Source organism: Rhizobium sp. BK619 (assembly GCF_014195245.1).
In the GTDB taxonomy this organism is placed as follows: domain Bacteria; phylum Pseudomonadota; class Alphaproteobacteria; order Rhizobiales; family Rhizobiaceae; genus Rhizobium; species Rhizobium acidisoli.
In genome coordinates, this window is sequence record NZ_JACIBH010000008.1 from 243020 (window position 1) to 266680 (window position 23661).

Consider the following 23661-nt stretch of genomic DNA (forward strand, 5'->3'; position numbering starts at 1 on the left):
CCGGCCTCGCACCCGCAAGGAACGCCCTGTGCCCGCTCTCCACAATATCCTCGACACGTCCTATGACGCCTTCCTTTTCGACATGGACGGAACGCTGCTGAATTCCATCGCCGTCGTCGAACGCGTCTGGAGCGAGTGGGCAAGACGCCACGGCTTCGAACCTGAGGTTTTCCTGAAGACGATCCACGGCATCCGCGCCTCCGACGTCATCCGCGGGCTCGGCCTTGCCGGCGTCGATCCGGCCCATGAGGCAGACCTGCTGCTCGCCGAGGAGATGGAGGATGTCTCGGGCATCGTCGAAATCCCCGGCGCCATCCGCTTCCTCTCCGCCATTGCTGACGGCAAATGGGCGATCGTCACCTCGGCGCCGATCGAGCTTGCCAGGCGCCGCATGGCGGCCGCCGGCATTCCGATGCCGAAGGTCATCGTCAGCGGCCAGGAGGTCAAATCCGGCAAGCCCAGCCCCGAAGGTTATCTGCTCGGCGCCAGCCGCCTTGGTGTCGATCCCGCGAAATGCCTGGTCTTCGAAGACGCCGTCGCCGGCATCCTTGCCGGTGAGGCCGCCGGCGCCGATGTCGCCGCCATTACCGAAACCCACGCCACACCCTTCGAAACCCCGCATTTCTCGATCGCCAACTACCAGGCATGGCAGCCCCGCCACACCGCCGAAGGCCGGCTGACGCTCGCGGCGATCTGATCAATCCGACAAACCGCCTCCTTTTTGTGGGAGGCGAGTTTTTCCGCTTGCATTGCACGCGCTGAAAAACTAAACGAAGCAAGCCGTTTCGGCAGGTCGGGGCGTAGCGCAGCCCGGTAGCGCACTTGACTGGGGGTCAAGGGGTCGCTGGTTCGAGTCCAGTCGCCCCGACCATTTATCCCCTTGAAATCCAGTCAAAACATCACGTTTCATGTAGCGGCGGCCATCGCTGCAAAGGCTGGGTCTTCAATGCGGTTTCTGGGCGATCGCGATCATCGATTTGGCCAGGAGCGGAATCCTCCCGACATATTCGAAGTCGATGTCTTCGAAACCTGTTTCATGCAGCAGCGTGCCCAGCGTTTCCGGCGACCAGAATTTGATATGGCCATGGTCCTTGAGGGGCATGAAGTGGTCGTCCATCTTTCCGCTCACGGCCAAGGCCAGATTTTTCCAGTAACCGTGAAAAGGCGTCGACATCACCGCGATGCCCCCGGGCCTCACCAGATCGTACATGGTTGCCGAGAACGCCTTAGGGTCATAAACGTGCTCCACCACCTCGAGGCTGATCACGGCATCGAAGGTTCCGTACCGGCTGGAAAGATCTTCGTAACCGGAGCCGATTTCCAGCGGGAGATCCGGGTGAGCCGTTCTCGCTTTTGCGATGCCGTCCTCGGAGGGATCGACACCGATGACATCATAGCCCTTTCCCGCAAGCACGGCTGCGGCACCGCCGGCACCGCAACCGAGGTCGAAGACCGACGTTTCGTTTGCCTCCTGAAAACTGTTCTCAAGAACATCGACTACGGCCGGCAAAATATAGGAATGGGCCGTCGCCGGTTTAGCATGCACATAGGTCGTCGCGTCTAGTTCGATAGACATTTTACCTCCTGGAGAAAATGAGCCCGCCAACCCAATAATACGCAACGCAATCGTACGGCGGAGTTTGACGGCAGTGTGGTGTCGTTGTGGTATTAAAGTGATTAGCGCCGGAGGCGCTCGCGGCGGCTGAGCATGCCGGTTAACGGATATTGCGCATTCGGCCAGGCTTGCCGTCATCTCACGGACGAAGGGCGCGGGCGCTCGCCTATGTGAGATCCTGAAGCCGATTGACAGGGTGCAGGGAAGATGATGAAACGTGGCGCAAATCGGATTTCGCTTTGCCGGGGCGGGTAAGAAGTCGCCGTTTCGACTTCGATGTTGCGGCCATTTGCAGTAAATAATGCAATGAAATACCCTTTGTGGGTGTGGAATCAAATAAATCTATTAGTTCTTTTTGGTGCGCTTTGAGTTGCGGAGCGTGTTATTTGTTCCATTTTGTTAAGGTTATACCAAGATTAGATATGAGATACGCGATTTTGAATCTAAAAAACGTGAAACCTTTTCGCTTTCATGCTAATATGTGTAGATTAAAAGCGTCCCTGTCACAAACAGCCTAGTGCGAGCGCATGGCGGAAATGAAGCAGAATCTCACTTGCAGGCAAGCCCTCGCCGGCGCATTCCAGGCTTTGTCCGACGAGGCCATCAAGGCTGGCTGGCCGGAGGGCGATGTCGCCCTCGCGCTTGCTGAACTTGCCGAGGAGCAGGTGATCGAGCTGACCGCCAAGGTGATCATGGAAGGCTCCATTCACCCCCAGCTCGCCGCCACCAGCCGCCATAGCAGCTGATCTCACAGCAGCAATCCCGCCGTCTTCGCCGCCGTGATGAAGGAAGCCTGTGCGGCGCGCGGGCTGCGCAGCCCGTCGAGCGCGTCCAGGCAATGTTGGCGCGCGACGCGATAGTGACGCCCACGCTTGCTCGGCCATCGTTTGAGATATTCGACGGCTTCCCAGACGGTGGACACGATCAAGCTGCTCTCGGGAGAAAACACCCGGATGGGGGAGGGAAGCGTATTTCACTCAACGTCTGCACTCACTGATTATTGCCACAGGGCGGCGTCGAAACGCGCGGGACACAAATTTGTTCCCGGATTTTGTTTCATGGAAATTTGCGCAGTTGCTAAAATTCAAGCCGTCGCGCATAATCATTTCTGCCGGTTGCGGAGGGCGGCCGGCGATGCAAGCGTGGATGCGTTTGCCCTCGGAGGGAATGCGGCGTGATGTTACGGTCATCAATTCATCCGCATGATTTGCCGCTGTTTTCGGAAGATCTCGATCTGCTTTCGCAGGTGCTCGACAAGGTCTGCGATGAACGCGGCCTCGTCAGGACGACACCCGAGGCCGAGCGGATCGGTGCGGTCATCATTCAGCTCTACAGGCAGGGCGTGAAGGACGGCGGCAAACTCGCCGACCTGGCAAAGACCTACCTCTGACGCTCAGTTCTGCTCGATCGAGACACCGTTCTTGCCGATGCTCATCTCGATCCCCTGCGGCTTGCTTTCTTCACGGTAGATATAAGCGCCGAGGCCGATGACGGTGACGACGAGAACGCCGATGAGAACGTAGAGACCATTCCTGCTGTTCAAATGACTGCCCCCAAATACCTGATAGGACAGCGGAAACGCCCAAGCGTCGGATTGGTTCCGAAACAGGATGAATTGAGCCCGCGTCGGCCTAAAGATCGCGACGCGCTTTAATCGTCGTTGGCAGCGTTGAGGTTTTCCGGCCGGATACCGTCGTCGCTCACGGTGCGCGCACGCAGCCGGATGCCGGGGCCGCCTTCATCCTGATTGCCGCTCGACAGGAAGATGATGCCGTGCGCCTCCAGCGTACTGCGCACATCGAACAGCGCGTGCGGCTCGCCCGCAAATTCACCGTTTTCCAGCGCCGTCACGGTCTCCACAGGCAGGCCGCTTGCGGCGGCGAGCTCTTCGATACTCATCCCGATCATGGCGCGCGCGCCGCGTATCTGTGTCGCTGTTATCATGGCGGAAAATCTAGCGCATTTACCGCAGTTCTCAAGTGGCGCAGGCCGATCAAGCGTCCTTCAACTTCACGCCGAACAGATCGTCGTGCATACGCTCGACCGCGACCCCCATGCCTCCCATGAGGGCCGCCCGGTTCCCAAACCGGCTGATCTCGATGCGCGGCGGATAAGGCGTGCAGCGCGGCAGGAAACCCCGGATGGCGTTTACCAATTCCGGTCTTGCGCCGATGCTGCCGCCGGTGATCACCAGTTCGGGGTCGAGAGTCGCTCCGATCGCGGCAATGGCGAGCGCCACCAGCCTTGCCGTCTCTTCGATTGCGGCGACGGCGCTAGTATCTCCCGCATTGAAGGCGGCGAAGAGATCGGCGACGGTGGCGGCGTTGCGCCCGCCGAAGCCGGTGTAGCGGCGTAACATCGCGACACTGCCGACCGCGCTCTCGAAGGTCCCGAGCGTAAACCCGCCGGGATCGAAAACATCGCCGCCGATCGGAAGATAGGCGATCTCGCCGGCCGCGCCCCGTGCGCCGCGCAGCAGTGCGCCATTGGCGATGATGCCCATGCCGACGCCCGTTCCGAGCGCGACGAACGCAAAATTGCCGGTTTCGACACCGTGTCCCCGCCATCTTTCGCCTTGCGCGGCGAGGTTGACGTCATTTTCGACGATCACCGGAATGCCCATTCTGTCGGAGAAGACCTGCCGCAGATTGATCGCATCGATGCCGGGGATATTCGGCGCCACATTGATATGGCCGGTGGCGGGATCGAGCACGCCGGGACTGCCGAGAACCACGAGACGGAGCTTGTCGGCGGTCGTTCCGGCTGCAAGCGCCAGTTCAACGATAAGATCGCTGAACTGATTGACGAGATGCATTCCCCCGCGTGGGTCGGTGGCCACTTTGGTTTCGGCAATGATGTTGCCCAGCAGATCGCAGATCGCCGCGGCGATCTTGGTGCCGCCGAGATCGATGGAGACGGCAAGGCCCGCCCTGGCGTTGAGTTCATAGGTAATCGCATTGCGGCCCGGGCGGCCATCGGTCTGGCCGACAGGTTTCAGCCATCCATCATCCTCGAGGTCGCGCACGACATCGGAAATCGTCTGTTTCGACAGTCCGGTCAGCTTGGCAATGTCGGCGCGGGAAATTGAGCCGCTCGCCAAAACGGTCCGGATCACGGCATGAGTTGAGATTTTTCGTGCGATGGGCGTCTGCGTGGCAGAAAGTGTCGGTGCCATCGGCTAGCTCTTCCAATTAGTTCGGAGCATATACCTAATCAAGGGCCGATCTCGACCCGCAACCATCGCTAAAAGGATGGCTGCGGCTCAACTTCGTCATCTTATTGGATTTCAGTACACCCCAATCGGCAATTTGTCTATGTCCTTGACAAACGGGAGGTCGCCTGTAGGCTGATATCAACGTGCAATGAAATGCGCGACGAAATAAAGAGGGTCGAGGACAAGTATGCGCCACCCGCATTGTCTGGATAGCCGCGCGCTCGCCAAGGCCGCCCGAAGAGGAGCAGGCCCCGGCTCGTCCCTCTATTGTTCTCTTTCGCGTTCTGCGGCCTCTTCAACTTGGTTGTGGGGGGATTATCGATGATAAAGCCCTCGACCGATGGACAGCTTTCCGCCGAACAAGGCGTTTTACTGCCGGTCATGGCGCCGCGCCTTCAGGCCGATGTTCATCCGGACGGATATGCCGATCTCGCCCTCTGGGGCGCCGGCAGTCTGGGGCGCGTGAGATTTTCTGCTATCGCTGGCCCTTATACCTATGCGCCGAACCGAATGGTCTCCACACATGGCGGCATATTCGTCGCCCAGTCGCTGCCGGTGATGTTGATCAGCGGCGCACGCCTTCAAGGTCTATATCCGGCGCGTCGTTGCGCCTGGTGGCATGAGCCGGATGGGGAAGGCGCAAGCGCGAAGGTTACTCGGGCTCCCCATCGGCAGACTGCCGAAATGGGCTGGGGTGTGCTCGTTGTGGACATTCTCGGTTCCGATTTGCGGATTGCCGTCGGCGCCTCCAGAGGCGAAGCCGAGAAGGCTCTCAGCCTCGCCAGCGAAGCGATCATTGCCGAAGCCGCCGAATATGTCGCGCGTTGCGATCTGGCACCCGACGCCGACCCGCTGATGCGCAGCATGGTCAGCCAGGGCGTCCATGCCGCGCTTTCCAGCATCAGGCGCGACGAAAACGGCGCCTTCGCCGGTCTTGCCGCGGGGCAGGCCTATAGTGCTCCGGCGCGAACCTATTACCGCGACGGCTATTGGACGATGCAGCCGCTTTTGACGCTCGCACCGGAGGCGGTGCGCGACGAGATCCGGCTGCTTGCCAAGGGCGTGCAGCCGGATGGAGAAGCCCCGAGCGGGGTGATCTTGACCGGGCCTGCGCAATCCAAGGCGTGGCAGCGCTTTGTCGAAGACAGCAAGGCCAATCCCAAAACCCACAAAAAGGCGGTTCCAGAATACCACAACCGTCCGCAAGACTGGTGGAGCGATCACTTCGACAGCCCGCTTTTCTTCATTCTTTTCATCGACGACTATTTCAGCGCAACCAAGGACCTGGCCGAGGTGCAGGCGCACTGGCCGACGGTCAGGGCAATTGCGGATCGCTATCTCAGCCTGGCCGGTCCTGACAGCGTTCTGCCGCTGAAACCGCGCAACGACCGGGACTGGGCCGACAACGTCTATCGCGAGGGCCTGGTCTCTTATGATCTCGGTCTTTTCGTCGGCGCCATGGATGCGGTGGCAAGGCTCGGCGACAGTCTGGATCCGACGCTTGCCGAACGGGCAGGCAAGGCCGCAGGTCTTGCCCGCCAGGAGATCGAGGCCAAACTCTTCGTCCCGGCAACGGGAGGATATCTCGACTATGGAACGCCTGGCGCTTTTGTCGAGGATCATCTGGCTCTCGACAGCCTGACCTTGTCGCGGTTCGGCGCAATTTCAAAACAGCAGGCCGTTGGCTTGCTGAGAGCCTTTGAAAGTCAACTGGAAACGCGCAACAATCACGAGCAGCCCTATGGCAGCTGGGGCGTGATGTGCGCCTATCCGCCCTTCAAGCGGCCAAGCGATCTGCGATCTAAGACGGCGTTTTCCTATCGCTACCACAATGGCTCGGACTGGCCCTATTGGGATGGCGCCTATGCCGAAGAACGTCTTCGCCACGGACTTGGCGGTGCCCGCTACGCCCTGACGCGCTGGTGGGAAACCTGTCTCGACAATGGCTGGATCGGTGCGGTGGAATATTTCTCGCCGCCTTATGGGCGCGGCTCCCTGCTGCAGGGCTGGAGCGCGATGCCGGCGGCGGTCGTTTTGAAATATGGGCTTGACGCCGCAAATGCGGAGCCAATCTCATGAGCATGACGGCTCGGTCGGTTTTATTCGGATCCCTTACCGATCCGCATGGCAAAAGCGACGGAGCCATCACGTTCGAGTTCGGAAAAGCCAAGATGACGGTAGAAACCTCTGGCGCGTTCATTGTTCGGATCGACACCGAGATGCACCGCTCCGACCCCGTGATTGAGGAGCGCTTCGAGCTCGGTGCTGATCATCCTGCGCCCCCAGCCGCCGGCCTGAAGTCCGGGAAGAATGTTGATGTGAAGATGCGCCGGGTAGTCGTCTTGAAGCCAGGTCGTTCCGCTGCGCGGATTTTGAATTCGTTCGAGCACGTCGGCATCGCGCGGACGGCTGGGCGTCAGCCCGGCGACCTGCTGGCGGACGAACGGCCACCAGGCGGCTTTCAGGTCTTGGTCGAACCCGACGGTATCAGGCGTCCCGACGACATAGCCGACCGGCCGGTTGCCCTGAACCAGAACAAAGGCAAAGTCTCTGGCAAATTTGAGATAGGGTACCGACCAGATGTAACCGGGCAGATGCGGGTCGCTGTAAAGCGCGCTGGCATCTTCGCCGCCATTGGCGGTTTTCAGGCAGATGTCGAAAAGAGCGTCGATATCGGCTTCAATCGCCGGGCGGATGAAGCAGTTGCTGTCCATCGTCTTGCCACCTCCTGCGTGGCGCTTTGTCATTCTGGATCGCGAGAGGGGCCGATGCAGTGACGATTACCTCAGATTCGCCAACCAGGCAAAGCTCTGGGGGAAGAAAACGTTCGGCCGGCGCCAGGTGCGAGGCCCGGACGGGGAGTGGAGAATAAACCAATGAGGTGGAGCAGATGAACAGAACCGTGAAATCGATCAGCATACTGCCGGCATACCGATTGAAAGCAGCTGTCGCGCTTGCCGGCGCGGCGCTTGTGAGTTTCGGCCTTTCCGCCGCCCGGGCCGACGATCTGGCCGTGTGGGATGACCAGACCTTTGAAGGCCAGAGCGCGGTCATCGAGCAGCTGAATAAGGATTTCGAAGCCGCGCATCCCGGCGTCACGATCAAACGCACGGCGCGCACCTTCGATGACATGAAGCTGACGCTGAAGCTTGCAGTCTCGGCAGGTGATGGCCCCGTCATCACCAAGGTCAACCAGGGCGCCGGCGACATGGGCGCGATGGTCAAGGAAGGCTTGCTCCTGCCGGTCGACGAGTACATCAAGAAATATGGCTGGGATAAGCGGCAGTCCGATTCCGTGCTGGCCAGAGACCGCTGGGAGGGAGCGAAATTCGGCGTCGGCAAGACCTACGGCATATCGGGTCTCGGCGAGATCGTCGGCCTATACTACAATAAGAAGATCCTCGACGACGCCGGCGTGGCGCTGCCGAAGACCTTCGAGGAACTGTTGGCCGATCTCGACAAGCTGAAGGAAAAAGGCGTTGCGCCCTTCATGATGGGCTCCGCCAAGCAGCATCTTGCCCTGCATATGATCGGCGCTATCGATCAAGCGCATATCGACGCGGCCAATCGCGCCGAGCTTGACGACCTGATCTACGGCAAGGGCGGTTCCTGGAACACCAAAGGCAACATCGAATCAGCCAAACTCGTGCAGAAATGGGCACAGGGCGGCTATTTCTACCCCGGTTTCGAGGGCATCTCGGGTGACGACGCCGTCCAGTTGTTCATATCAGGGCAGGGCGCATTTCTGATCTCCGGAACCTGGTACTTTGGCGACATGCAAAACAATCCGGATATCGGCTTCATGGCCATTCCCGCGCCGAAGGGTGTCGCCAAACCCATGAGCGTCGGCGGTGTGGATCTTGCCTGGGCGATAACCAGCCTTGCCAAAGACAAGGCGAAGCAGGATCTGGCCGGCGAGTACATCGACTATATGGTGTCCGAAAAGGCCGCTGAAAGCTGGGCCGCTGCAGGCTATCTTCCTGCAACGTCGCTCCCGGCGGATGCAAAGCCCAAGCTGACGCCGCTCCTGACTTCCGGCATCGAGATGTGGAAGACACTCAACGCCAACGATGCGCTCGGCCATTACCCCGATTGGTCGAGCCCGACGATGCTGAAGACAATCGACGACAACACGCCGCTTCTCCTGTCCGGCAAGATCACGCCCGAAGCCTTTGTCGATGCCATGGACAAGGATTATCAGGCCTATTTGAAGGATCAGAAATAAGGAGTGCGGACGCCGGTCACGATCGCTCACTGGGCGGTTCGACCGGCGTCCTATCCATCACGTTAGAATGAGCGCTGCCGGCTGACGGCTTGCGGCGCGATGACCAGAGCTTTGGCTTCATGGAGTACTGGATGAAACGCTCCGCACTGGATGGCTCGCCCCAGACCAATTTCATCTATTTATTGCCCGGATTGCTGCTTTATACGGCCTTTGTCTTTGGGCCGATCGTCGCCGCCTTGGGTTTGAGCCTGACCAGCTGGGACGGCCTGACCATGCCGAGATGGGTTGGCCTCGGCAATTACGCCGATCTCTTTTCCGACAGCCGTTTTTACATTGCCTTGCGCAACAATGCCGAGCTGATGATCTTCTACTGCGTCCTGCCGCTCGTGCTCGGCATAACGCTTGCCGCCTGTGTCTGGAATCTGAAGCAACGCGAACAACTCGCCCTCAGAACCTTCCTGTTCCTGCCTTACATCATGCCGACTGCCGTCTTGGGCATCATCTGGGCATGGCTCTACAATCCTGCATTCGGCCCGTTCAATCAGTTTCTGAGAGCGATAGGATTGGGCCGGTTCGCGTTACCCTGGCTCGGGGATTTCAATTTCGTGCTTCCCGCGGTCGGGATCGTCGCGACCTGGTATTTCTTCGGTTTTTGCATGGTGATCTTCCTCACCGGAATTCAGCGCATCGACCCGTCACTCTTCGACGCCGCCAAGGTCGACGGCGCGTCGGCGCGGAAGACGTTTTTCTGGATAACGCTGCCGCTTCTCCTGCCTGAGATCAGGGTGGTTCTGCTTCTGACTGTTATAGCCTCGATCAAAAGCTTCGACCTGATTTTCACGATGACCCGGGGCGGACCCGCCAACGCGACGCTCGTGCCGAATATCTACATGTATCAGCTCGGTTTCGAGCTCAATCGGTTCGGCGCCGCGGCCGCCATCGCCATTGTCGGCGCCTTGCTGACATTCGCAATCAACTATGCAATTCACCGGCTGGTGGGCTCCAGAAGCAAAGGATTGGCTTGATGAGCCGTTCGTCCAATATCCCCGCCGCGCTGTTCCTTCGCATTGTCCTCTGGCTTCTCGCTTTCGTCACGATCACCCCGTTCCTGCTGCTGCTGCTGACCTCGATAAAGAGCAAGGCGGACGTACTGAAGGGCGCATTCGCCCTTCCGGCCTATCCGCATTTCGAAAATTACCTCGATGCCTGGAATGCCGGGCATTTCAACATCTACTTCTGGAATTCGATCCTCGTCGTCATACCCGTCGTTGCCGTCAGCGTCTTCTTGGGCCTGCTGACCGGTTTCGCCTTCGCCTACCTGTCATTTCCGCTCCGGCGCACGCTGTTTGCGATCCTGACACTTGGCATGATGGTGCCAGCGGAAGCCTTCATCATCCCGCTTTATTATGAAATGCGCTATCTCGGGCTGATCAATACCTATGCCGCTCTCATCGTGCCGCAGATCGCCATGTCGATACCGTTCTCGACGATCTTCCTCGCCAGCGCCATGCAGCAATTGCCGGAGGAGGTTCTCGAAGCAGCGGTGCTTGATGGCGCCGGACGTTTCTATATCCTGCGCAAGATCGTTATCCCGCTGATGATACCGGCAATGTCGACGCTGGCGCTGTTCTTGTTCATCTGGACCTGGAACGAATTTCTCATTCCGTTCATCCTGGTCAATGACGACGCCTATCGGACGCTGCCGCTCGGCATGCTGTTTTTCCAGGGGCGCTACACCGTCAACACGCCGGTTCTGACCGCGGGCGCCGTGATCGTCATTTTCCCGCTCATTCTGACCTATCTGGTTTTCCAGCGGCGGTTTATTGCCGGCCTGACGGCAGGCGCGACGAAATAGGTGAGCCGCGTGCCGGCGGCTACGCCCTTCGGCCCCGCTTGTGGCGCACTTCAAGGGCTGCGCAGCCCCAGACCGTGCCGAGCAGCAGATAGACATGGCGCCAATGGTCGATATCGATGACGTTGCCGATCGTCGCATGGCCGAGGACCGAGATCCAGGCGATCATCAGGAAGGGCTGCCACGGCCGGTCGAGCAGCAGGTATCGGAAGCCGAGCGCCAGCGTCCAGACAAGCATGCCGACATAGCTGACGAAGCCGAGCCAGCCATAGGTGGTGAGTGATTTCAGCCAGATATTGTGCTCGTCCTCGGGAAACATCGTGCCGAACACCAGCGGGCCGATGCCGAGCGGGCGCTCCATCATCATAGTGAAGCCGATCCGGTGACGCTCGAAGCGGCCGAGATGCTCGCCGTCATATTGCTGCACCAACTGCGCGCGCGCCGAAAACAGTTCGGCGACCTTCGGGATCTGCAGCGCCACCAGCAGCGAGGCGACCAGCATGATGATCGCCGCCAGCGACAGCACCAGCACCCTGAGGCGAAAGGCGCCGCTGCGCTCCTTGAGCAGCATGATGAAGATCAGCAGTCCCACGCCGAGCGCGAACAAACCCCAGGCGGCGCGGGAAAAGGACAGGAAGATGCCGAGCGCCAGCACCAGCAGGGCGAGAGCCTTCAGCGGCGATCTCTTCAGGTCGCCGACGAGGATGCCGTGGACGAGATAGAGCGACGGCGGCACCAGAAAGGGGCCGAAGACGTTCGGGTCTTGGAAAGCGCCCTTGGCGCGGTCATAGAGCGTGAAGATTTCCGCGCCCGGAAAGGCGTGGAAGTAACCGAGTATGCCGAGCGCGGAGGTGGCGACGGCGGCGAAGGTCCAGGCGTTGAAGATCAGCGGCAGCCGCTTGTGGCTGTCCTCGATGATCGCGGCGTAGAAGACCGCCGTCAGCGCCAGGAAGGTCGAGACCGCGATATACATCGGCCCGGTCGCCAGATCCTTCATCTGTGTCAGCGACAGCATGCCGCCGATGTTGAAGGTGAGCAGCAGGGCAAGCAGCGGTGCGACGCTGCGCGAAATCCTCAGGCCCAGGATGAACCAGAGGCCGATCAGCCCCGCCATCCAGAGTTCGTAGGGCGCCGGCTCGTCGATCACGAAACCGGAGAGGAAGACGCCGAAGGCGACGAAAGCCGAGCCGATCAGGCGCAGCGTCATCCGCTGCGGCTGGGCGACACGGGGATATGTCGCCTCGATCGCGCTCAATAGGCGTTTTCCGTGTTGAGCAGCCGGATCGGCGTCAGGAACAGGATCTTCAGATCGAACCAGAGCGACCAGTTCTCGATGTAATAGAGGTCGTAGGCGGTGCGGAACTTGATCTTCTCGTCATTGTCCACCTCGCCGCGCCAGCCGTTGATCTGCGCCCAGCCAGTGACCCCTGGCTTGACGCGGTGGCGGGCGAAATAGCCTTCGACGACATCGCCGAAGGCGCGATCGCGCGCCTGGGCGAGGACGGCATGCGGGCGCGGGCCGACCAGCGAGAGCTCGCCCCTCAGCACGTTGAAAAGCTGCGGCAATTCGTCGATCGAGGTCTTGCGGATGAAGCGGCCGACGCGGGTGACGCGCGGATCGCCCTTGGTCACCGCAGCCTTGCCCGTGGGGTCGGACATGTTGGTGTACATCGAACGGAACTTGAAGACGTTGATGATTTCATTGTTGAAGCCGTGGCGCTTCTGCATGAAGAAAACAGGGCCTTCGGAGGTCACCTTGATGGCGATGGCGGTCGCGACCATCAGCGGCCAGAGCAGCGCCAGCGCGATCACGGTGAAGAAGATGTCGAAGCCGCGCTTGGCAACGGAATCCCAGTCGCGGATCGGCATCTTGAAAATGTCGAGCATCGGCACCGTGCCGACATGCGAATAGGCGCGCGGCCGGAAGCGCAGCCGGTTGGCATGCGCGGCAAGGCGAATATCGACCGGCAGAACCCAGAGCTTCTTCAAAAGGTCGTAGATGCGCGCTTCGGCCGAAAGCGGCAGAGCGATGATCAGCATGTCGATGCGCGTGAGCCGCACGAATTCGACGAGTTCGGCCACGGTGCCGAGCTTCGGATAACCGGCGACCATGATCGGCGAGCGCTTTTCGCTGCGATCGTCGAAGATGCCGCAGATGCGGATGTCGTTGTCATCCTGCTGTTCGAGGATACGGATCAGCTCCTTGGCCGGCTCGCCGCCGCCGACGATGACGGCGCGGCGCTCCATGATGCCGTTGCGCGCCCAATTACGGATGCCGTAGGCGACGAGGAAACGTTCGGCCGCCAGGAACAGCGCGCCAGCCGCAAACCAGGGCAGATAGGCGTCGACGACCATCGCCCATGTGCTCCCGCGAACGAGCGCGAACAGGCCGACGGTCAGGAGGAGCGCGACCGTCCACGACCCCAGGATGCGCGGGATCAGCCGCAGCTTGGCCCGAAGTGCCGGAATGGTGTAGGTGTCGCCAAGCTGCAGGCCGATGACGGTCAGTGCCGAGGCGATCGCCGCCATGCCGGTCCGCACCAGCGATGAATCGTAGCCGTCGCCGGGCCAAAAATAGTGGGCGATCAGGGCGATCGCGAAGAGCGCCAGGAATTCCAGCAGTCGCAACTGCCCGATGATGATCACCGGCGACTTGGTTCCGTCACGGAACTGTTCGGCGATCTGCCGGGCATAGGGATTGATTTCGGTCGGGTCGGACGGTTTTTCCTGACCCGCATCGCCGCGCACCTCGATGTCGGAGACCTGCTTGCGCAGTGCTTCCACGTCGAATTGATCGCCTTTTTCCAACTTGTTCATGGGGCTTTCGCTCGTTGTCACCAAGCGAATTACCAGAAAGCCCCTAAGAAATATTTACGGGGCGGCGGGCATTGCTCGTCCGGCGGCCGGATCGACGAGCTCATGGTACAATTTCAAGACATCGCGCGCCATGACGGCCGAGGAAAAAACCGCCTTTACCGCCTCGGGCTTCGGCATCGTCCTGGCGTGCCAGTCGGGCGTGCTCAGCGTCTCCGCCATGACGCGGGCAAGATCGTCGGAATTTCCTGCCTCCACAAGGGCTGCGCTGTCGGCACCGAGCACCTCGGGAATGCCGCCGACACGGCTGGCGATGATCGTCTTCCCGGCCCCGAGCCCCTCGAGCACGATATAGGGCATGGCTTCGGCGCGCGAGGGAACGACGAGGTTCTGCGCCATGGAGAAGGCTTCGTGGACCCGCATCGCCGGCAGCATACCGATACGTTTGCCGAGGCCGCGCTCGACCATCATCTCGCGGTAGCGGTCGCGATCCGGTCCGTCGCCGATCATCAGCGCCGACAGCGGCCTGCCGAGCAGCCGCTCGGTCTTGGCGAAGGCATCGACAAACAGATCGGGACCCTTGAGGTCCCGGAGCATACCCACATAGATGAAGTGCACGGCATCCGAGCGGGTGGGGATCGGCTCGAAATCGCGCTCGGCGATGCCGTTGTAGATCAGTCTGGTTTTCGTCCGCGGCTTGCCCACCTTGCGCGCATAAGTGTCGCGCTCATATTCGCAGATGAAGACCAGCGCATCGGTGAAATATTCCTGCAGGCGCTCCATCCTCAGGACGAATTGTCCGCTGAGCGAGGAACGCGAATAATGCAGGCTTCCGCCATGCGCGGTATAGAGGCGGGCTACGCGATACCTGTTCACCCGCAACGCTGAGCCGGCAAGTCGCGCGAGCACGCCGCCCTTGGCGCCGTGTCCGTGCAGCACATCCGGCCGCAAACTTTTGATTTTCTTGTATGTATCCCACATCGTCGCAAGGTCGGACGGGCTGATCGAACGCCGGATCGGCACGCGTGTCAGGCCGAGCGACAGATAGGGACGGATATCGTCGAACAGGCTGTCCTCATAATCGCCGCCGGTCGAACTGTCGCAGAGGATGCCGACTTGATGACCGGCCTTGCTGTGCTCCTCGACCAGATCGCGGACATGGCGGAAAATTCCGCCGACCGGCGATCTGAAGCAATGGAGGATGCGGAGCGGCTTCTGTGTTGCCATCGCTCAGAAAAGCCGTTCGCGAACGTAGATCGTGTCGCCGGCGATGATCGGCCCCGATATGTTGATGCGGCCGGTCAGCACCTGTCCGTTGATTTTGCGGGTGACGTCGACCATGCTCTGGTTGGCGCGGCTGGTGAAGCCGCCGGCGACCGCAATGGCGTTCTGCACGGTCATGCCGGGGACATAGGCATACTGGCCGGGTTGGCCGACTTCGCCCATGAGGAAGATCGAACGGTAGCGATCGACATCGATGGTGACGTCGGGATCGCGAAGATAGCCCTGCTGCAGTTTCTGGGCAATCTGGCCCGAGAGTTGCTGCAGGGTTCGGCCGCGGGCAGGGACCTGGCCGATGAGGGGAAAGGCGATATAGCCGGCCTGATCCACGGTATAGGTATTCGTCAGGCTCTGCTGGTCGAAGACGGTAACGCGCAGCCGGTCGCCGCTGTCCAGCGTATAAGGCTGGATGGTCGCCTCGTTAAAGGCCTTCGGAGCCGGCTTATATGTCGTGCAGCCGCCCAATGCCGCCGTCATGGCTGCAAGGCTCAGGGCCAAAAGGATCTTGGGCTGGACGACAGACATCCGTTGGTGCTCACAGAAAATGAACTCGGTAGAGCCGTTATCAATCCGTTAGGGTTAATGCCCGGTAAAGGCCGCTTGCAAATTCCTGAGTTCCTTCACAGGCAGTCGCTTATTACTCGGCAAGATTGCCATTAACCGTTGAGTTACCATGGTCGTTTACGCTTGCGGCACATTTGTTGTGGAGTAAGAGCATGTCCGGCGTAGCGCGTGATCAGGATGTGGACATCGACCTCGGCCAGTTGGTCCGCGCCGTCTGGGCGCGGCGGCTCAGGATTTTGGCGGTTACGCTTGCGGGGGCGGGCATCGCCTTTGCCGGCGCCAAGATTATGTCGCCGCAATATCGCAGCGAAACACGCATCTTGATCGAACCCCGGGCGCCGGCCTTCGCCAGCACCCAGCAGGTCAACGACGCCGGCGCCGGCCCGCTGATGGATGAGCTGAATATCGCCAGCCAAGTGCAGCTGCTGCAATCGGCCGATCTCCTCAAGAAGGTCATCAACGACCTGAAGCTTTATAACTTGCCGGAATTCGACGATGCCGCCAACGGCTCGGCGATGAGCAGTATCATGGTGAAGCTGCATCTGAAGAAGAACCCGATGGAGAACCCGCCGGAAGAGCGGGTGATCGACGCTTTCGTCGAACGCCTGCAGGTCTACCAGGTGCCGGGTTCACGCGTCATCGGCATCAGTTTCACCTCGAAGGACCCGAAGCTCGCTGCCGCCATTCCGAACGCCATGGCCAATGTCTATCTTTCGACCCAGAGCGGCGCCAAGCTTGATTCCAATTCGGAAGCGACGCGCTGGCTGGAGCCGGAGATCGACGGCCTGCGCCGCAAGGTCAGCGAAGCCGAAAAGAAGGTCGCCGAATACCGAACCTCGCACGGGCTGCTGCAGACCAACGGCACCACCACCTTTCCCGCCCAGCAGTTGAACGATATCTCCGCCGAACTGACCCGCGTGCGCGGCGACAAGGCCAATGCCGAGGCGAGGGCGCAGGCGGTGCGCAACGCGCTGTCTTCGGGCGAAGCCTCCGACACGCTACCTGACATCATGTCGTCCCAGGCGATCCAGCGGCTGAAGGCGACGGAATCCGGTCTGCAGTCGCAAATCTCGGATCTGCAGACCAGCCTTCTCAACAACCATCCACGGCTGAAAAGCCTGCGCGCCCAGCTCGCCGACATCCGCACCCAGATCCGCCAGGAGACGCAGAAAATCCTGACGAGCATCGAGAACGAGTCCAAGGTCGCGGATCTGAGGGCGAGCGAGCTTGAGCGCCAGTCGGACACGGTGCAGGCCAACAGCGCCCGCGCCGGCGAGGACGAGGTCGGCCTCAATGCACTGGAGCGCGAGGCGACCGCCCAGCGCCAACTGCTTGAAACCTATCTGGTGCGCTACCGCGAGGCGGCTTCCCGCGCCGACAGCAATTCGAGCCCGGCGGACGCCCGTATCGTTTCCAAGGCCATCGAGCCGGTCGATCCCTATTTCCCGAAGGTGGTGCCGATCGTCGTCGTCGCTGCCGTCGCCACGCTGATCCTGAGCGCCATCGTCACCATGCTGGCCGAACTCTTCAGCGGCCGGGCGCTCCGTCCCGTCGATGCGGCCCCCGAGACGATCGAGACGGAAACTCTCGTCGAGGAGAGGGTTGCGCCGCAGGCCGCTCCGGTTGTCGCTGCCGTCAGAAAGCCGATCCAGCCGAGCATGCTCGCCATTGTCGGGGACGAAGACGAAACGGATGCGATCGAAGACACCGAGGCCGCCGAGGAGTTGCCGGAGGACGACAATGAATTCTCCGTCGCCTCCGTTGCGGAATATCTCACGGGCAGCCGCGCACCGCTGGCAATCGCAATATCTCCGACCGGTGACAATGGCTCTGCGGCAACGGTTTTGCTGACCCGCATGCTCGCCGATGCCGGCCGCCGCGTCATCCTGATCGACATGACCGGTTCCGGCCACCCCACGGAACTGATGGCTGAGGACCAGGCCGTTCCTGGTGTTACCGATCTGCTCTGCGGCGAGGCCGCCTTCGGCGACACGATCCACAGCGATCGTCTTTCCGACGCCCATCTGATCCCCCAGGGCCAGAGCGACGTTCGCCGCGCCATGCGCGGTGTCGACCGTCTGTCGCTGCTGCTCGATGCGCTTGCCGCCGCCTATGACCTCGTGGTGGTCGAATGCGGTTCTGCCGATGTCGCCGGCGTCTCGCGGCTGACCCGCAGCCGCGATGTCGAGATCATCCTCTCCCTGCCGGAGATCGAGGAGACCATCTTCATGACCCTGATGACGGAATTCCAGGCTGCCGGCTACGAGCGCGTCGTGCTGATGTCGGGCGGGGAAGGGGCTGAGCAGACGCTCGGCCAGGCCGCTTAAACGATCAGCCGATGCGTGCGCGGATGCTCTGCGTAAATTTATAGAGCTTCGGGCGGGCCTTGATATGGGCCTTGCCGCGGGTGACGATCCGGTGCGCGGCGCCGGCGAGAACGCCGAACGGCGAGACCGGCAGCACCACGTCGTAATGCGCGGTCTCCACAGGCGCCCAGGAACGCTTGTAGGTCTGGTCGCCGAGGCCGAAATCGAACATCGCCACCCCCTGGCCATGCAATCCCGAGATGGTCTGCCAATAGAGGAATTCGCCGGGGCTCGTATCCGGCACGAGTTCTTCATCGATCGCGCCGAACTGGCAGATGATATGGTCGCCCTTGCGCGAAATCCCTGAAATCGCGGCGACCCGGCCCTCATTCTCGCCCTTGAGCCGCAGCACATGCATCTGCAGCCCGAAATATTGCCTGCCGTCATCCCGCATGTCGATTAGACCGTGCAGAAAGGCCTGCGTTTCCTTGTCTGCGAAGACGTCGGGCAGGCCGAGGCTGGCGAAACGGGCGCTCTTCAGTCGGAAGAAGATGTCGAGCAGGCGGTGCTGTTCTTCCGATGCCTCGGGGACAAGGTATTCGAAGCCGCCGGCCGCCTCGAGGCGTTTCGACTGAACGCGGAATTTCTTGCGCCGGTTCTTGGCGTTGAGCTGCTTCAGCGTCTCCTCGAAAGCCGGAAAGAACGGCAGCTGATAGGCATGATTCTGGTTCTGCACCATCGGCAGCCCGGTAAGCGGGGTTTGTCGTCCCCGCCATTCCAGCGGAATGTTCTGCAGCAGCAGCAGATCGGCCCGGCCCTTCAAGGCGTGCCGAAGCTGCCCCGCGAACTTCTCGGCGTCGATGCTGCCGCCGCTTTCGGCAAAATTTCGGGAAAACAGGCCGGTATTAATATTGCTGTGGTCGGCGGCGATGAACTTCGCCACGCCAAGCCCCCGCGACTTGACGATTTCGACCGGCAGAATGAAAGCGGTCTCACCGGCATAGGTGCCTTTGAGGATCGCCAGCGGCCGCTGAAAGGCGCGCACCCAGGCGGCGCACCAGTCGTAGCTCTGATGCAGTGACTGGAGATTGTCGCGCTCCAGCGCCCTCCAGTCGTCCTCCAGCGGCTGCATCGCGTCAAAAACGCTGATGTCGACTTCGGCCATGGCGAGTTTCATGCTCAGCTGGCGCAGGCGCGAAATGGCGGTTTGGGCCAGCGCCCCGTCCTCAGACGGCTGTTCATGAACATCGAGCTTTTGCGTCTGCACGGTTTTCTCCGGTCAAGAATGCTGAACGGGAAGGTAGGAATGCAGGACGTATATTTGGTTTACTCGCACGCGATGGGCGAGGTTTTCCGCCGATCACGGTTATTCGGCCGTTAATGGCCTATTGCTGCCGCGGTCCGGCCATCCATTTGATGATCACCATCGCCGGCAAGACCCACAGCATACCGGTGAGCAGGAAATAGAGCAGGTGCCCCCACCAGGGCGCGTTGCCGAGCGTTGCCACCGCGATCGTATTCGCCACCAGCGCATAGACCAGCACGAGCACGATGATGAGGATCGTGCCGATGAATTTGCGGAGGCGGACGGGCATCAATTTTCTCTCGGCAGGGACGGGGCGGACCGGCGCGACGGCATGCCGCAAAGGTTCGGGGCTTGTTTTGCATGAGCCGGTGGGGCAAATCAACTGCCTGATAGAAGGAGACATCATGGCCGTCGCAAACCCGACCACGGAACAGGCGATCCTGAGCGAAGTGCGCAAGCAAAACCGCGACCGCCGCGCCTTGCGCTTCTGGCTTGGTTTCGTGCTCTTGGCGCTCTTCTGTCTCGTGCTCGTCGGCGGCGCCACGCGGCTGACCAATTCCGGCCTGTCGATCACCGAGTGGAAACCGATCCATGGCGTCATCCCGCCGCTGTCGGCTGCCGAATGGGAGGAGGAATTCCGCCTCTACCAGCGCATTCCGGAATTTCAGCAATTGAACAATTCCATGACAGTCGACGAGTTCAAGGGCATTTTCTGGTGGGAATGGGCCCACCGGCTGATCGCCCGCGGCATCGGCGTGATCTTCGCGTTGCCGCTCCTCTATTTCTGGCTGACGGGGCGGATCGAAAAGCGCCTGCGCTGGCCGCTCGTCGGCATCCTGGCGCTCGGCGGCCTGCAGGGTTTTATCGGCTGGTGGATGGTGTCCTCGGGCCTGTCCGTCCGCACCGACGTCAGCCAGTACAGGCTGGCGACGCATTTGGTCATGGCCTGCCTGATCTTTGCCGGCTGCATGTGGATCATGCGCGGGCTCTCCCCGCATTCCAACGATCCGGCGCCGGCCCGCAGCTCGCGCGGTTTTGCCGCCGCGATCGCCATCTTCGCGCTGTTCCAGATCTATCTCGGCGCGCTGGTGGCAGGGCTCGACGCCGGTTTTTCCTACAATACCTGGCCGCTGATGGACGGCGCCGTCATCCCGTCGGATCTCTTGATCCAGCAGCCCTTCTGGATCAATGCCTTCGAGAACCCGAAGACGGTGCAGTTCATCCACCGCATCGGCGCCTATACGCTCTTCGCATTGACCTTGATCAACATGGTGATCGCGCTTCGCGCCGCCCCCTGGACCACCCATGCCCGGCGCGCCGTCGTGCTTTTCTCACTGGTGACGCTGCAGGCGGCGATCGGCATCGCCACGCTGCTGATGCAGGTGCCGCTTCACTGGGGCCTGCTGCATCAGGCCGGCGCCCTGGTGGTTTTCGGTTTCGCCATCGCCAACTGGCGCGGTTTTTACGGCGAATACCCGCACGCCACCGCAATCGCGGAGCGCGGCTGAAGCGGTGTCGTAAGTCAGTCTAACGCAGCACGCCATCGAGCAGTGGCATGCCGATGATGGCCGCGGCGGCGATCAGGATGTAGCAGGCGATTCGGAAGGTCCGTTCCTCGGCGAGCCCGAACAGTTTCGAGCCGCCGTAGAGCCCGACCGCGTAACTCGGCAGGATGACGGCGGTCAGCGCGAAGACGGCAGGCACGAACAATCCGCCGACGTAATAGCTGATAGCGCTGAAGACGGACGAGATCGAGAAATAGAGCACGACATTCGCTCTGACGCGCGTGAAGTCGCTCTTGCCGCCAAGCCAGTAAGCGACGACAGGTGGGCCGCCAAGCTGCGCGGCGCCGCTGAAAAGCCCGGCGATCAGGCCGACGCCGCTGCTGAGCGGTGCCGAAGGCGCCCCGTGATAGCGCCATCCCGATGCGAGAAGCGCGAGCAGGGCGATGGCGATGATGGTGATGCTCCAGCGTAGCAGCAGCGGGTCGAGCAGCGCCAGCATCGCCGTGCCGCTCGGCACGCCGAGTGCGGCCCCGGCCGCCATGACGAAGACCTCGGGCCGGTTGGCCCCGCGCCAGGCGGGCGGGATCATGCCCAATGTGGCAATGCCGTCGATGACGAGCAGGATCGGCGAAACCAGCTTCGGCCCGACGATCGCGCCGGCAAGCGGAATGAAGATCAATGCGGCGCCGAAGCCCGAAAAGCCGCGGGCGAGCCCGGCGATGAAGGCAAACGCCATCAGCGCATAGATCCCATGGTCGGGCAGGGCGGCGGCAAACCAGGCGTGCACGCCGGCGAAAAGCGCATCGAGCGTCATGACGTCAGGAGGCGAGCATCAGGTCCATGTTCTGCACCGCGGCACCCGAGGCGCCCTTGCCGAGATTGTCGAGCAGCGCTACCAGATTGACCTGCGACGCGCCGGGCGTGCCGAAGACGAAGAGCTTCATCGTGTCCTTGCCTTCAAGCTCGACGGCGTTGACGCGGGGGAGCGCCTTGCTTTCGGCAAGCGGCACGACGGTGACGATGTCCTGGCCGGCATAATGGGCGACGAGGGCGGCATGGATGCTCTCCATCGTCGTGCCCTCGGCGAGATCGTCGAGATGCAGCGGCACCTGCACGATCATGCCCTGCGCGAACTTGCCGACTGAAGGCGAGAAGATCGGCGCACGGTCAAGCAGGCCGTGCACGGTCATTTCAGGCACATGTTTATGGGTGAGCGGCAGGCCGTAGAGGAAATGCGGTGCGGTGATCGCATCCGGGTGATCCGGATTTTCCATCTGCGCGATCATCTGCTTGCCGCCGCCGGTATAGCCGGAAACGGCGTTGACCGTCACCGGGTAACCATCCGGCAGGAGGCCGGCTGCCCGCAGCGGCCGGATCAGGCCGATCGCGCCTGTCGGATAGCAGCCGGGATTGGCAACGAAACGCGCGGCCTTGATCCTGTCGGCCTGTGCGCCGTCCATTTCGGCAAAGCCATAGGCCCAGCCGGGATTGACGCGGAAGGCGGTCGAGGTGTCGATGACGCGGACATTGTTGTTGGCGGAAACCATCTGAACCGCTTCTTTGGAGGCGTCGTCGGGCAGGCAGAGAATGGCGATATCGGCGCTGTTCAGCATGTCCTCGCGCATAGCGGCGTTGCGCCGCTCGGCTTCGGGAATGGACAGAAGCTCGACATCGCGGCGGCCGGCCATGCGCGTGCGGATCTGCAGACCCGTCGTGCCGTGTTCGCCGTCGATGAAGATTTTCGGTGCCATGTTAACCTGCGCTTTCAATGGGTTCAGAAGGTTTCCGGATTCATTTTGGGATAATAGGTCAGCCTTGTGACACGGCGATGGCGCGTCGCTCGGCATGAAGCCCCAGCATATACATCGCCACCGTTGCCCCCGCAATGGCGGTGATATCGGCATGATCGTAAGGCGGCGATACCTCGACGACATCGGCGCCGCGGATATCGAGCTGGTGCAGGCGCTGCAGCACCGAGAGGATCTTGGCGCTCGACGGTCCACCGGCAACCGGTGTGCCGGTGCCCGGCGCAAAGGCCGGATCAAGGCAATCGATATCGAAGGTAAGATAGGCAGGTGCGCCGCGCGTATGTGAGATGATCGCCGAGGCGATGTCGCCGGCACTCATCTCCTCGACCTGATGGCCGTAGAGTATATTGACGCCGAAATCCTCCGGCGCATGGGTGCGGATGCCGATCTGGATCGAGCGGTCGGGATCGATGATACCCTCGCGGGCGGCGCGTGCCACGAAGGAGCCGTGGTCGATGCGCCGGTCTTCGTCGAACCAGGTGTCCTGGTGCGCGTCGAACTGCACGAGCGCGAGCGGCCCGTGGTTTGCCGTATGGGCTTTCAGCAGCGGCCAGGTGACATAGTGATCGCCGCCGAGCGTCAGCAGAAAGGCGCCGCTGTCGAGAATGACGTTCGCCTGGCGCTCGATGGCATCGGGCGTGTCCTGATGATTGCCGTAGTCGAGCAGGCAATCGCCGTAGTCGATCACGGCCATCTCGGCGAACAGATCGCGGTTGAAAGGATATTGCGCATCATTGTCGAAGATTGCCGAAGCGCGGCGGATCGCCTGCGGCCCGAAGCGCGTACCTGGCCTGTTCGAGGTTGCCGCATCGAAGGGAATGCCCCAGACGGCCACGTCGACGCCGGCGAGCTCCTTGGTGAAGCGGCGGCGCATGAAAGACAGCGCGCCGGCAAAGGTCGGGTCGCTGGCGGCGGAAGTGAGGCTGGTCGCCGTGAAGGCATGATCAATGGACTTGTTCGCCAAGAGGGGCTCCTTCTCTATGGGCGCTGAACCATAGTCGCGTTCGATGTCGGCCTTATATCGGCCGGTCACCGGTCACGACCAAACCGCCGGGCGACGAAATAGGCTGCTCCGGACGGTCAGGTTTGCCTGATCTCCCGAAAGGAACCGATGTTTCCTTTCGGGGCAGGAAAGGGGTAGGCGAGGTGGGGCGAGATTTCAAGCGATGCT

Annotated in this window: 24 protein-coding genes and 1 tRNA gene; 10 read left to right on the forward strand and 15 right to left on the reverse strand. The window is 61.3% G+C overall.

Translation table 11 applies throughout. The features are described 5' to 3' along the window. Window positions 1-28 precede the first annotated feature (28 nt). Window positions 29-697 (forward strand): HAD family hydrolase, encoded by a 669-nt coding sequence (locus FHX14_RS17180; protein WP_184377883.1) that lies wholly within the window; start codon window positions 29-31, stop codon window positions 695-697. A 97-nt stretch (window positions 698-794) separates the two neighbouring features. Continuing rightward, window positions 795-871: transfer RNA gene (locus tag FHX14_RS17185), tRNA-Pro, on the forward strand. A 72-nt stretch (window positions 872-943) separates the two neighbouring features. On the opposite strand, the gene FHX14_RS17190 is transcribed toward FHX14_RS17185, so the two are convergent. Beyond that, complete coding sequence (locus FHX14_RS17190) at window positions 944-1576, reverse strand: methyltransferase domain-containing protein (RefSeq protein ID WP_012557292.1); 633 nt, start codon at window positions 1574-1576, stop codon at window positions 944-946. Window positions 1577-2142: 566 nt separating this feature from the next. Between FHX14_RS17190 and FHX14_RS17195 the strand changes: the two genes are divergently transcribed. Next, window positions 2143-2361 carry a hypothetical protein gene (locus FHX14_RS17195; RefSeq protein WP_041671386.1) on the forward strand — a complete coding sequence of 73 codons (219 nt, stop codon included), beginning with the start codon at window positions 2143-2145 and terminating at the stop codon, window positions 2359-2361. Window positions 2362-2363: 2 nt separating this feature from the next. Here FHX14_RS17195 and FHX14_RS17200 read toward each other — a convergent pair whose 3' ends face one another. Beyond that, on the reverse strand, window positions 2364-2570 hold the full coding sequence (locus tag FHX14_RS17200; RefSeq protein WP_184377928.1) for a DUF982 domain-containing protein: 207 nt from the start codon (window positions 2568-2570) through the stop codon (window positions 2364-2366). Between the two features lie 222 nt (window positions 2571-2792). Between FHX14_RS17200 and FHX14_RS17205 the strand changes: the two genes are divergently transcribed. Beyond that, window positions 2793-3005 (forward strand): hypothetical protein, encoded by a 213-nt coding sequence (locus FHX14_RS17205; protein ID WP_003587392.1) that lies wholly within the window; start codon window positions 2793-2795, stop codon window positions 3003-3005. Between the two features lie 3 nt (window positions 3006-3008). Here FHX14_RS17205 and FHX14_RS17210 read toward each other — a convergent pair whose 3' ends face one another. The 3 genes from FHX14_RS17210 to FHX14_RS17220 form a co-directional block, all read right to left on the reverse strand. Continuing rightward, the gene (locus tag FHX14_RS17210) at window positions 3009-3158 is read right to left on the reverse strand and encodes a hypothetical protein (RefSeq protein ID WP_003587391.1); all 150 of its coding nucleotides are present in this window, start codon (window positions 3156-3158) and stop codon (window positions 3009-3011) included. A 107-nt stretch (window positions 3159-3265) separates the two neighbouring features. After that, window positions 3266-3559, reverse strand: a complete 294-nt coding sequence (locus tag FHX14_RS17215) for a helix-turn-helix domain-containing protein (RefSeq protein WP_003587390.1) — start codon at window positions 3557-3559, stop codon at window positions 3266-3268. A gap of 49 nt (window positions 3560-3608) precedes the next feature. Next, a complete protein-coding gene (locus FHX14_RS17220; protein WP_054181847.1) occupies window positions 3609-4790 on the reverse strand; it encodes an ROK family transcriptional regulator in 1182 nt (393 codons plus the stop codon). 360 nt (window positions 4791-5150) lie between these two features. Here FHX14_RS17220 and FHX14_RS17225 point away from each other — a divergent pair, with 360 nt between their 5' ends. Then, the gene (locus FHX14_RS17225; RefSeq protein WP_184377884.1) at window positions 5151-6908 is read left to right on the forward strand and encodes a glycogen debranching protein; all 1758 of its coding nucleotides are present in this window, start codon (window positions 5151-5153) and stop codon (window positions 6906-6908) included. A 20-nt stretch (window positions 6909-6928) separates the two neighbouring features. Here FHX14_RS17225 and FHX14_RS17230 read toward each other — a convergent pair whose 3' ends face one another. Beyond that, on the reverse strand, window positions 6929-7543 hold the full coding sequence (locus FHX14_RS17230; RefSeq protein WP_184377885.1) for a GNAT family N-acetyltransferase: 615 nt from the start codon (window positions 7541-7543) through the stop codon (window positions 6929-6931). A gap of 176 nt (window positions 7544-7719) precedes the next feature. Between FHX14_RS17230 and FHX14_RS17235 the strand changes: the two genes are divergently transcribed. The 3 genes from FHX14_RS17235 to FHX14_RS17245 all read left to right on the forward strand — a co-directional run bounded on the left by FHX14_RS17235 (window position 7720) and on the right by FHX14_RS17245 (window position 10909). Next, complete coding sequence (locus tag FHX14_RS17235) at window positions 7720-9054, forward strand: extracellular solute-binding protein (protein ID WP_184377886.1); 1335 nt, start codon at window positions 7720-7722, stop codon at window positions 9052-9054. Between the two features lie 131 nt (window positions 9055-9185). Beyond that, window positions 9186-10079 (forward strand): sugar ABC transporter permease, encoded by an 894-nt coding sequence (locus tag FHX14_RS17240; protein WP_184377887.1) that lies wholly within the window; start codon window positions 9186-9188, stop codon window positions 10077-10079. Next, the gene (locus FHX14_RS17245; RefSeq protein ID WP_184377888.1) at window positions 10079-10909 is read left to right on the forward strand and encodes a carbohydrate ABC transporter permease; all 831 of its coding nucleotides are present in this window, start codon (window positions 10079-10081) and stop codon (window positions 10907-10909) included. The genes FHX14_RS17240 and FHX14_RS17245 overlap by 1 nt, the downstream gene beginning before the upstream one ends. Window positions 10910-10928: 19 nt before the next feature. Here the strand turns inward: FHX14_RS17245 and FHX14_RS17250 are convergent, their stop codons facing one another. From FHX14_RS17250 to FHX14_RS17265, 4 genes are read right to left on the reverse strand one after another with little or no spacing between them, the layout of a single operon-like run. After that, a complete protein-coding gene (locus FHX14_RS17250) occupies window positions 10929-12161 on the reverse strand; it encodes an O-antigen ligase family protein (protein WP_054181853.1) in 1233 nt (410 codons plus the stop codon). After that, on the reverse strand, window positions 12158-13723 hold the full coding sequence (locus tag FHX14_RS17255) for an undecaprenyl-phosphate glucose phosphotransferase (RefSeq protein WP_184377889.1): 1566 nt from the start codon (window positions 13721-13723) through the stop codon (window positions 12158-12160). The genes FHX14_RS17250 and FHX14_RS17255 overlap by 4 nt, the downstream gene beginning before the upstream one ends. Window positions 13724-13777: 54 nt before the next feature. Beyond that, window positions 13778-14947, reverse strand: coding sequence for a glycosyltransferase family 4 protein (locus tag FHX14_RS17260; RefSeq protein WP_054181855.1), 1170 nt, complete (start codon window positions 14945-14947; stop codon window positions 13778-13780). A 3-nt stretch (window positions 14948-14950) separates the two neighbouring features. Continuing rightward, a complete protein-coding gene (locus FHX14_RS17265; RefSeq protein ID WP_003573986.1) occupies window positions 14951-15526 on the reverse strand; it encodes a polysaccharide biosynthesis/export family protein in 576 nt (191 codons plus the stop codon). 191 nt (window positions 15527-15717) lie between these two features. Between FHX14_RS17265 and FHX14_RS17270 the strand changes: the two genes are divergently transcribed. Then, window positions 15718-17892: a Wzz/FepE/Etk N-terminal domain-containing protein gene (locus FHX14_RS17270; protein ID WP_184377890.1), complete on the forward strand. Its 2175-nt coding sequence runs from the start codon at window positions 15718-15720 to the stop codon at window positions 17890-17892. A 4-nt stretch (window positions 17893-17896) separates the two neighbouring features. Here FHX14_RS17270 and FHX14_RS17275 read toward each other — a convergent pair whose 3' ends face one another. Both FHX14_RS17275 and FHX14_RS17280 read right to left on the reverse strand, forming a co-directional pair. Beyond that, a complete protein-coding gene (locus FHX14_RS17275) occupies window positions 17897-19138 on the reverse strand; it encodes a GNAT family N-acetyltransferase (protein WP_184377891.1) in 1242 nt (413 codons plus the stop codon). 118 nt (window positions 19139-19256) lie between these two features. Beyond that, window positions 19257-19466 carry a DUF2842 domain-containing protein gene (locus tag FHX14_RS17280; RefSeq protein WP_184377892.1) on the reverse strand — a complete coding sequence of 70 codons (210 nt, stop codon included), beginning with the start codon at window positions 19464-19466 and terminating at the stop codon, window positions 19257-19259. Window positions 19467-19581: 115 nt separating this feature from the next. On the opposite strand from FHX14_RS17280, the gene FHX14_RS17285 reads away from it, so the two are divergent. After that, the gene (locus FHX14_RS17285; RefSeq protein WP_184377893.1) at window positions 19582-20685 is read left to right on the forward strand and encodes a COX15/CtaA family protein; all 1104 of its coding nucleotides are present in this window, start codon (window positions 19582-19584) and stop codon (window positions 20683-20685) included. A 19-nt stretch (window positions 20686-20704) separates the two neighbouring features. On the opposite strand, the gene FHX14_RS17290 is transcribed toward FHX14_RS17285, so the two are convergent. The 3 genes from FHX14_RS17290 to speB are packed head-to-tail and all read right to left on the reverse strand — an operon-like array spanning window position 20705 to window position 23454. Then, complete coding sequence (locus FHX14_RS17290) at window positions 20705-21496, reverse strand: sulfite exporter TauE/SafE family protein (protein ID WP_003587374.1); 792 nt, start codon at window positions 21494-21496, stop codon at window positions 20705-20707. A gap of 4 nt (window positions 21497-21500) precedes the next feature. Continuing rightward, window positions 21501-22433: an N-acetyl-gamma-glutamyl-phosphate reductase gene (gene argC / locus FHX14_RS17295; RefSeq protein ID WP_003587373.1), complete on the reverse strand. Its 933-nt coding sequence runs from the start codon at window positions 22431-22433 to the stop codon at window positions 21501-21503. Window positions 22434-22491: 58 nt separating this feature from the next. Then, window positions 22492-23454 (reverse strand): agmatinase, encoded by a 963-nt coding sequence (gene speB / locus FHX14_RS17300; RefSeq protein WP_184377894.1) that lies wholly within the window; start codon window positions 23452-23454, stop codon window positions 22492-22494. Window positions 23455-23661 lie beyond the last annotated feature (207 nt).

What these genes read in the sequence shown, in the direction of transcription:
- FHX14_RS17190 (WP_012557292.1), bottom strand. Translation starts at nt 1,576, where the DNA reads ATGTCTATCGAACTAGACGCGACGACCTATGTGCATGCTAAACCGGCG.
- FHX14_RS17195 (WP_041671386.1), top strand. Translation starts at nt 2,143, where the DNA reads ATGGCGGAAATGAAGCAGAATCTCACTTGCAGGCAAGCCCTCGCCGGC.
- FHX14_RS17205 (WP_003587392.1), top strand. Translation starts at nt 2,793, where the DNA reads ATGTTACGGTCATCAATTCATCCGCATGATTTGCCGCTGTTTTCGGAA.
- FHX14_RS17215 (WP_003587390.1), bottom strand. Translation starts at nt 3,559, where the DNA reads ATGATAACAGCGACACAGATACGCGGCGCGCGCGCCATGATCGGGATG.
- FHX14_RS17220 (WP_054181847.1), bottom strand. Translation starts at nt 4,790, where the DNA reads ATGGCACCGACACTTTCTGCCACGCAGACGCCCATCGCACGAAAAATC.
- FHX14_RS17225 (WP_184377884.1), top strand. Translation starts at nt 5,151, where the DNA reads ATGATAAAGCCCTCGACCGATGGACAGCTTTCCGCCGAACAAGGCGTT.
- FHX14_RS17230 (WP_184377885.1), bottom strand. Translation starts at nt 7,543, where the DNA reads ATGGACAGCAACTGCTTCATCCGCCCGGCGATTGAAGCCGATATCGAC.
- FHX14_RS17235 (WP_184377886.1), top strand. Translation starts at nt 7,720, where the DNA reads ATGAACAGAACCGTGAAATCGATCAGCATACTGCCGGCATACCGATTG.
- FHX14_RS17240 (WP_184377887.1), top strand. Translation starts at nt 9,186, where the DNA reads ATGAAACGCTCCGCACTGGATGGCTCGCCCCAGACCAATTTCATCTAT.
- FHX14_RS17245 (WP_184377888.1), top strand. Translation starts at nt 10,079, where the DNA reads ATGAGCCGTTCGTCCAATATCCCCGCCGCGCTGTTCCTTCGCATTGTC.
- FHX14_RS17255 (WP_184377889.1), bottom strand. Translation starts at nt 13,723, where the DNA reads ATGAACAAGTTGGAAAAAGGCGATCAATTCGACGTGGAAGCACTGCGC.
- FHX14_RS17260 (WP_054181855.1), bottom strand. Translation starts at nt 14,947, where the DNA reads ATGGCAACACAGAAGCCGCTCCGCATCCTCCATTGCTTCAGATCGCCG.
- FHX14_RS17265 (WP_003573986.1), bottom strand. Translation starts at nt 15,526, where the DNA reads ATGTCTGTCGTCCAGCCCAAGATCCTTTTGGCCCTGAGCCTTGCAGCC.
- FHX14_RS17270 (WP_184377890.1), top strand. Translation starts at nt 15,718, where the DNA reads ATGTCCGGCGTAGCGCGTGATCAGGATGTGGACATCGACCTCGGCCAG.
- FHX14_RS17280 (WP_184377892.1), bottom strand. Translation starts at nt 19,466, where the DNA reads ATGCCCGTCCGCCTCCGCAAATTCATCGGCACGATCCTCATCATCGTG.
- FHX14_RS17285 (WP_184377893.1), top strand. Translation starts at nt 19,582, where the DNA reads ATGGCCGTCGCAAACCCGACCACGGAACAGGCGATCCTGAGCGAAGTG.
- FHX14_RS17290 (WP_003587374.1), bottom strand. Translation starts at nt 21,496, where the DNA reads ATGACGCTCGATGCGCTTTTCGCCGGCGTGCACGCCTGGTTTGCCGCC.
- argC (WP_003587373.1), bottom strand. Translation starts at nt 22,433, where the DNA reads ATGGCACCGAAAATCTTCATCGACGGCGAACACGGCACGACGGGTCTG.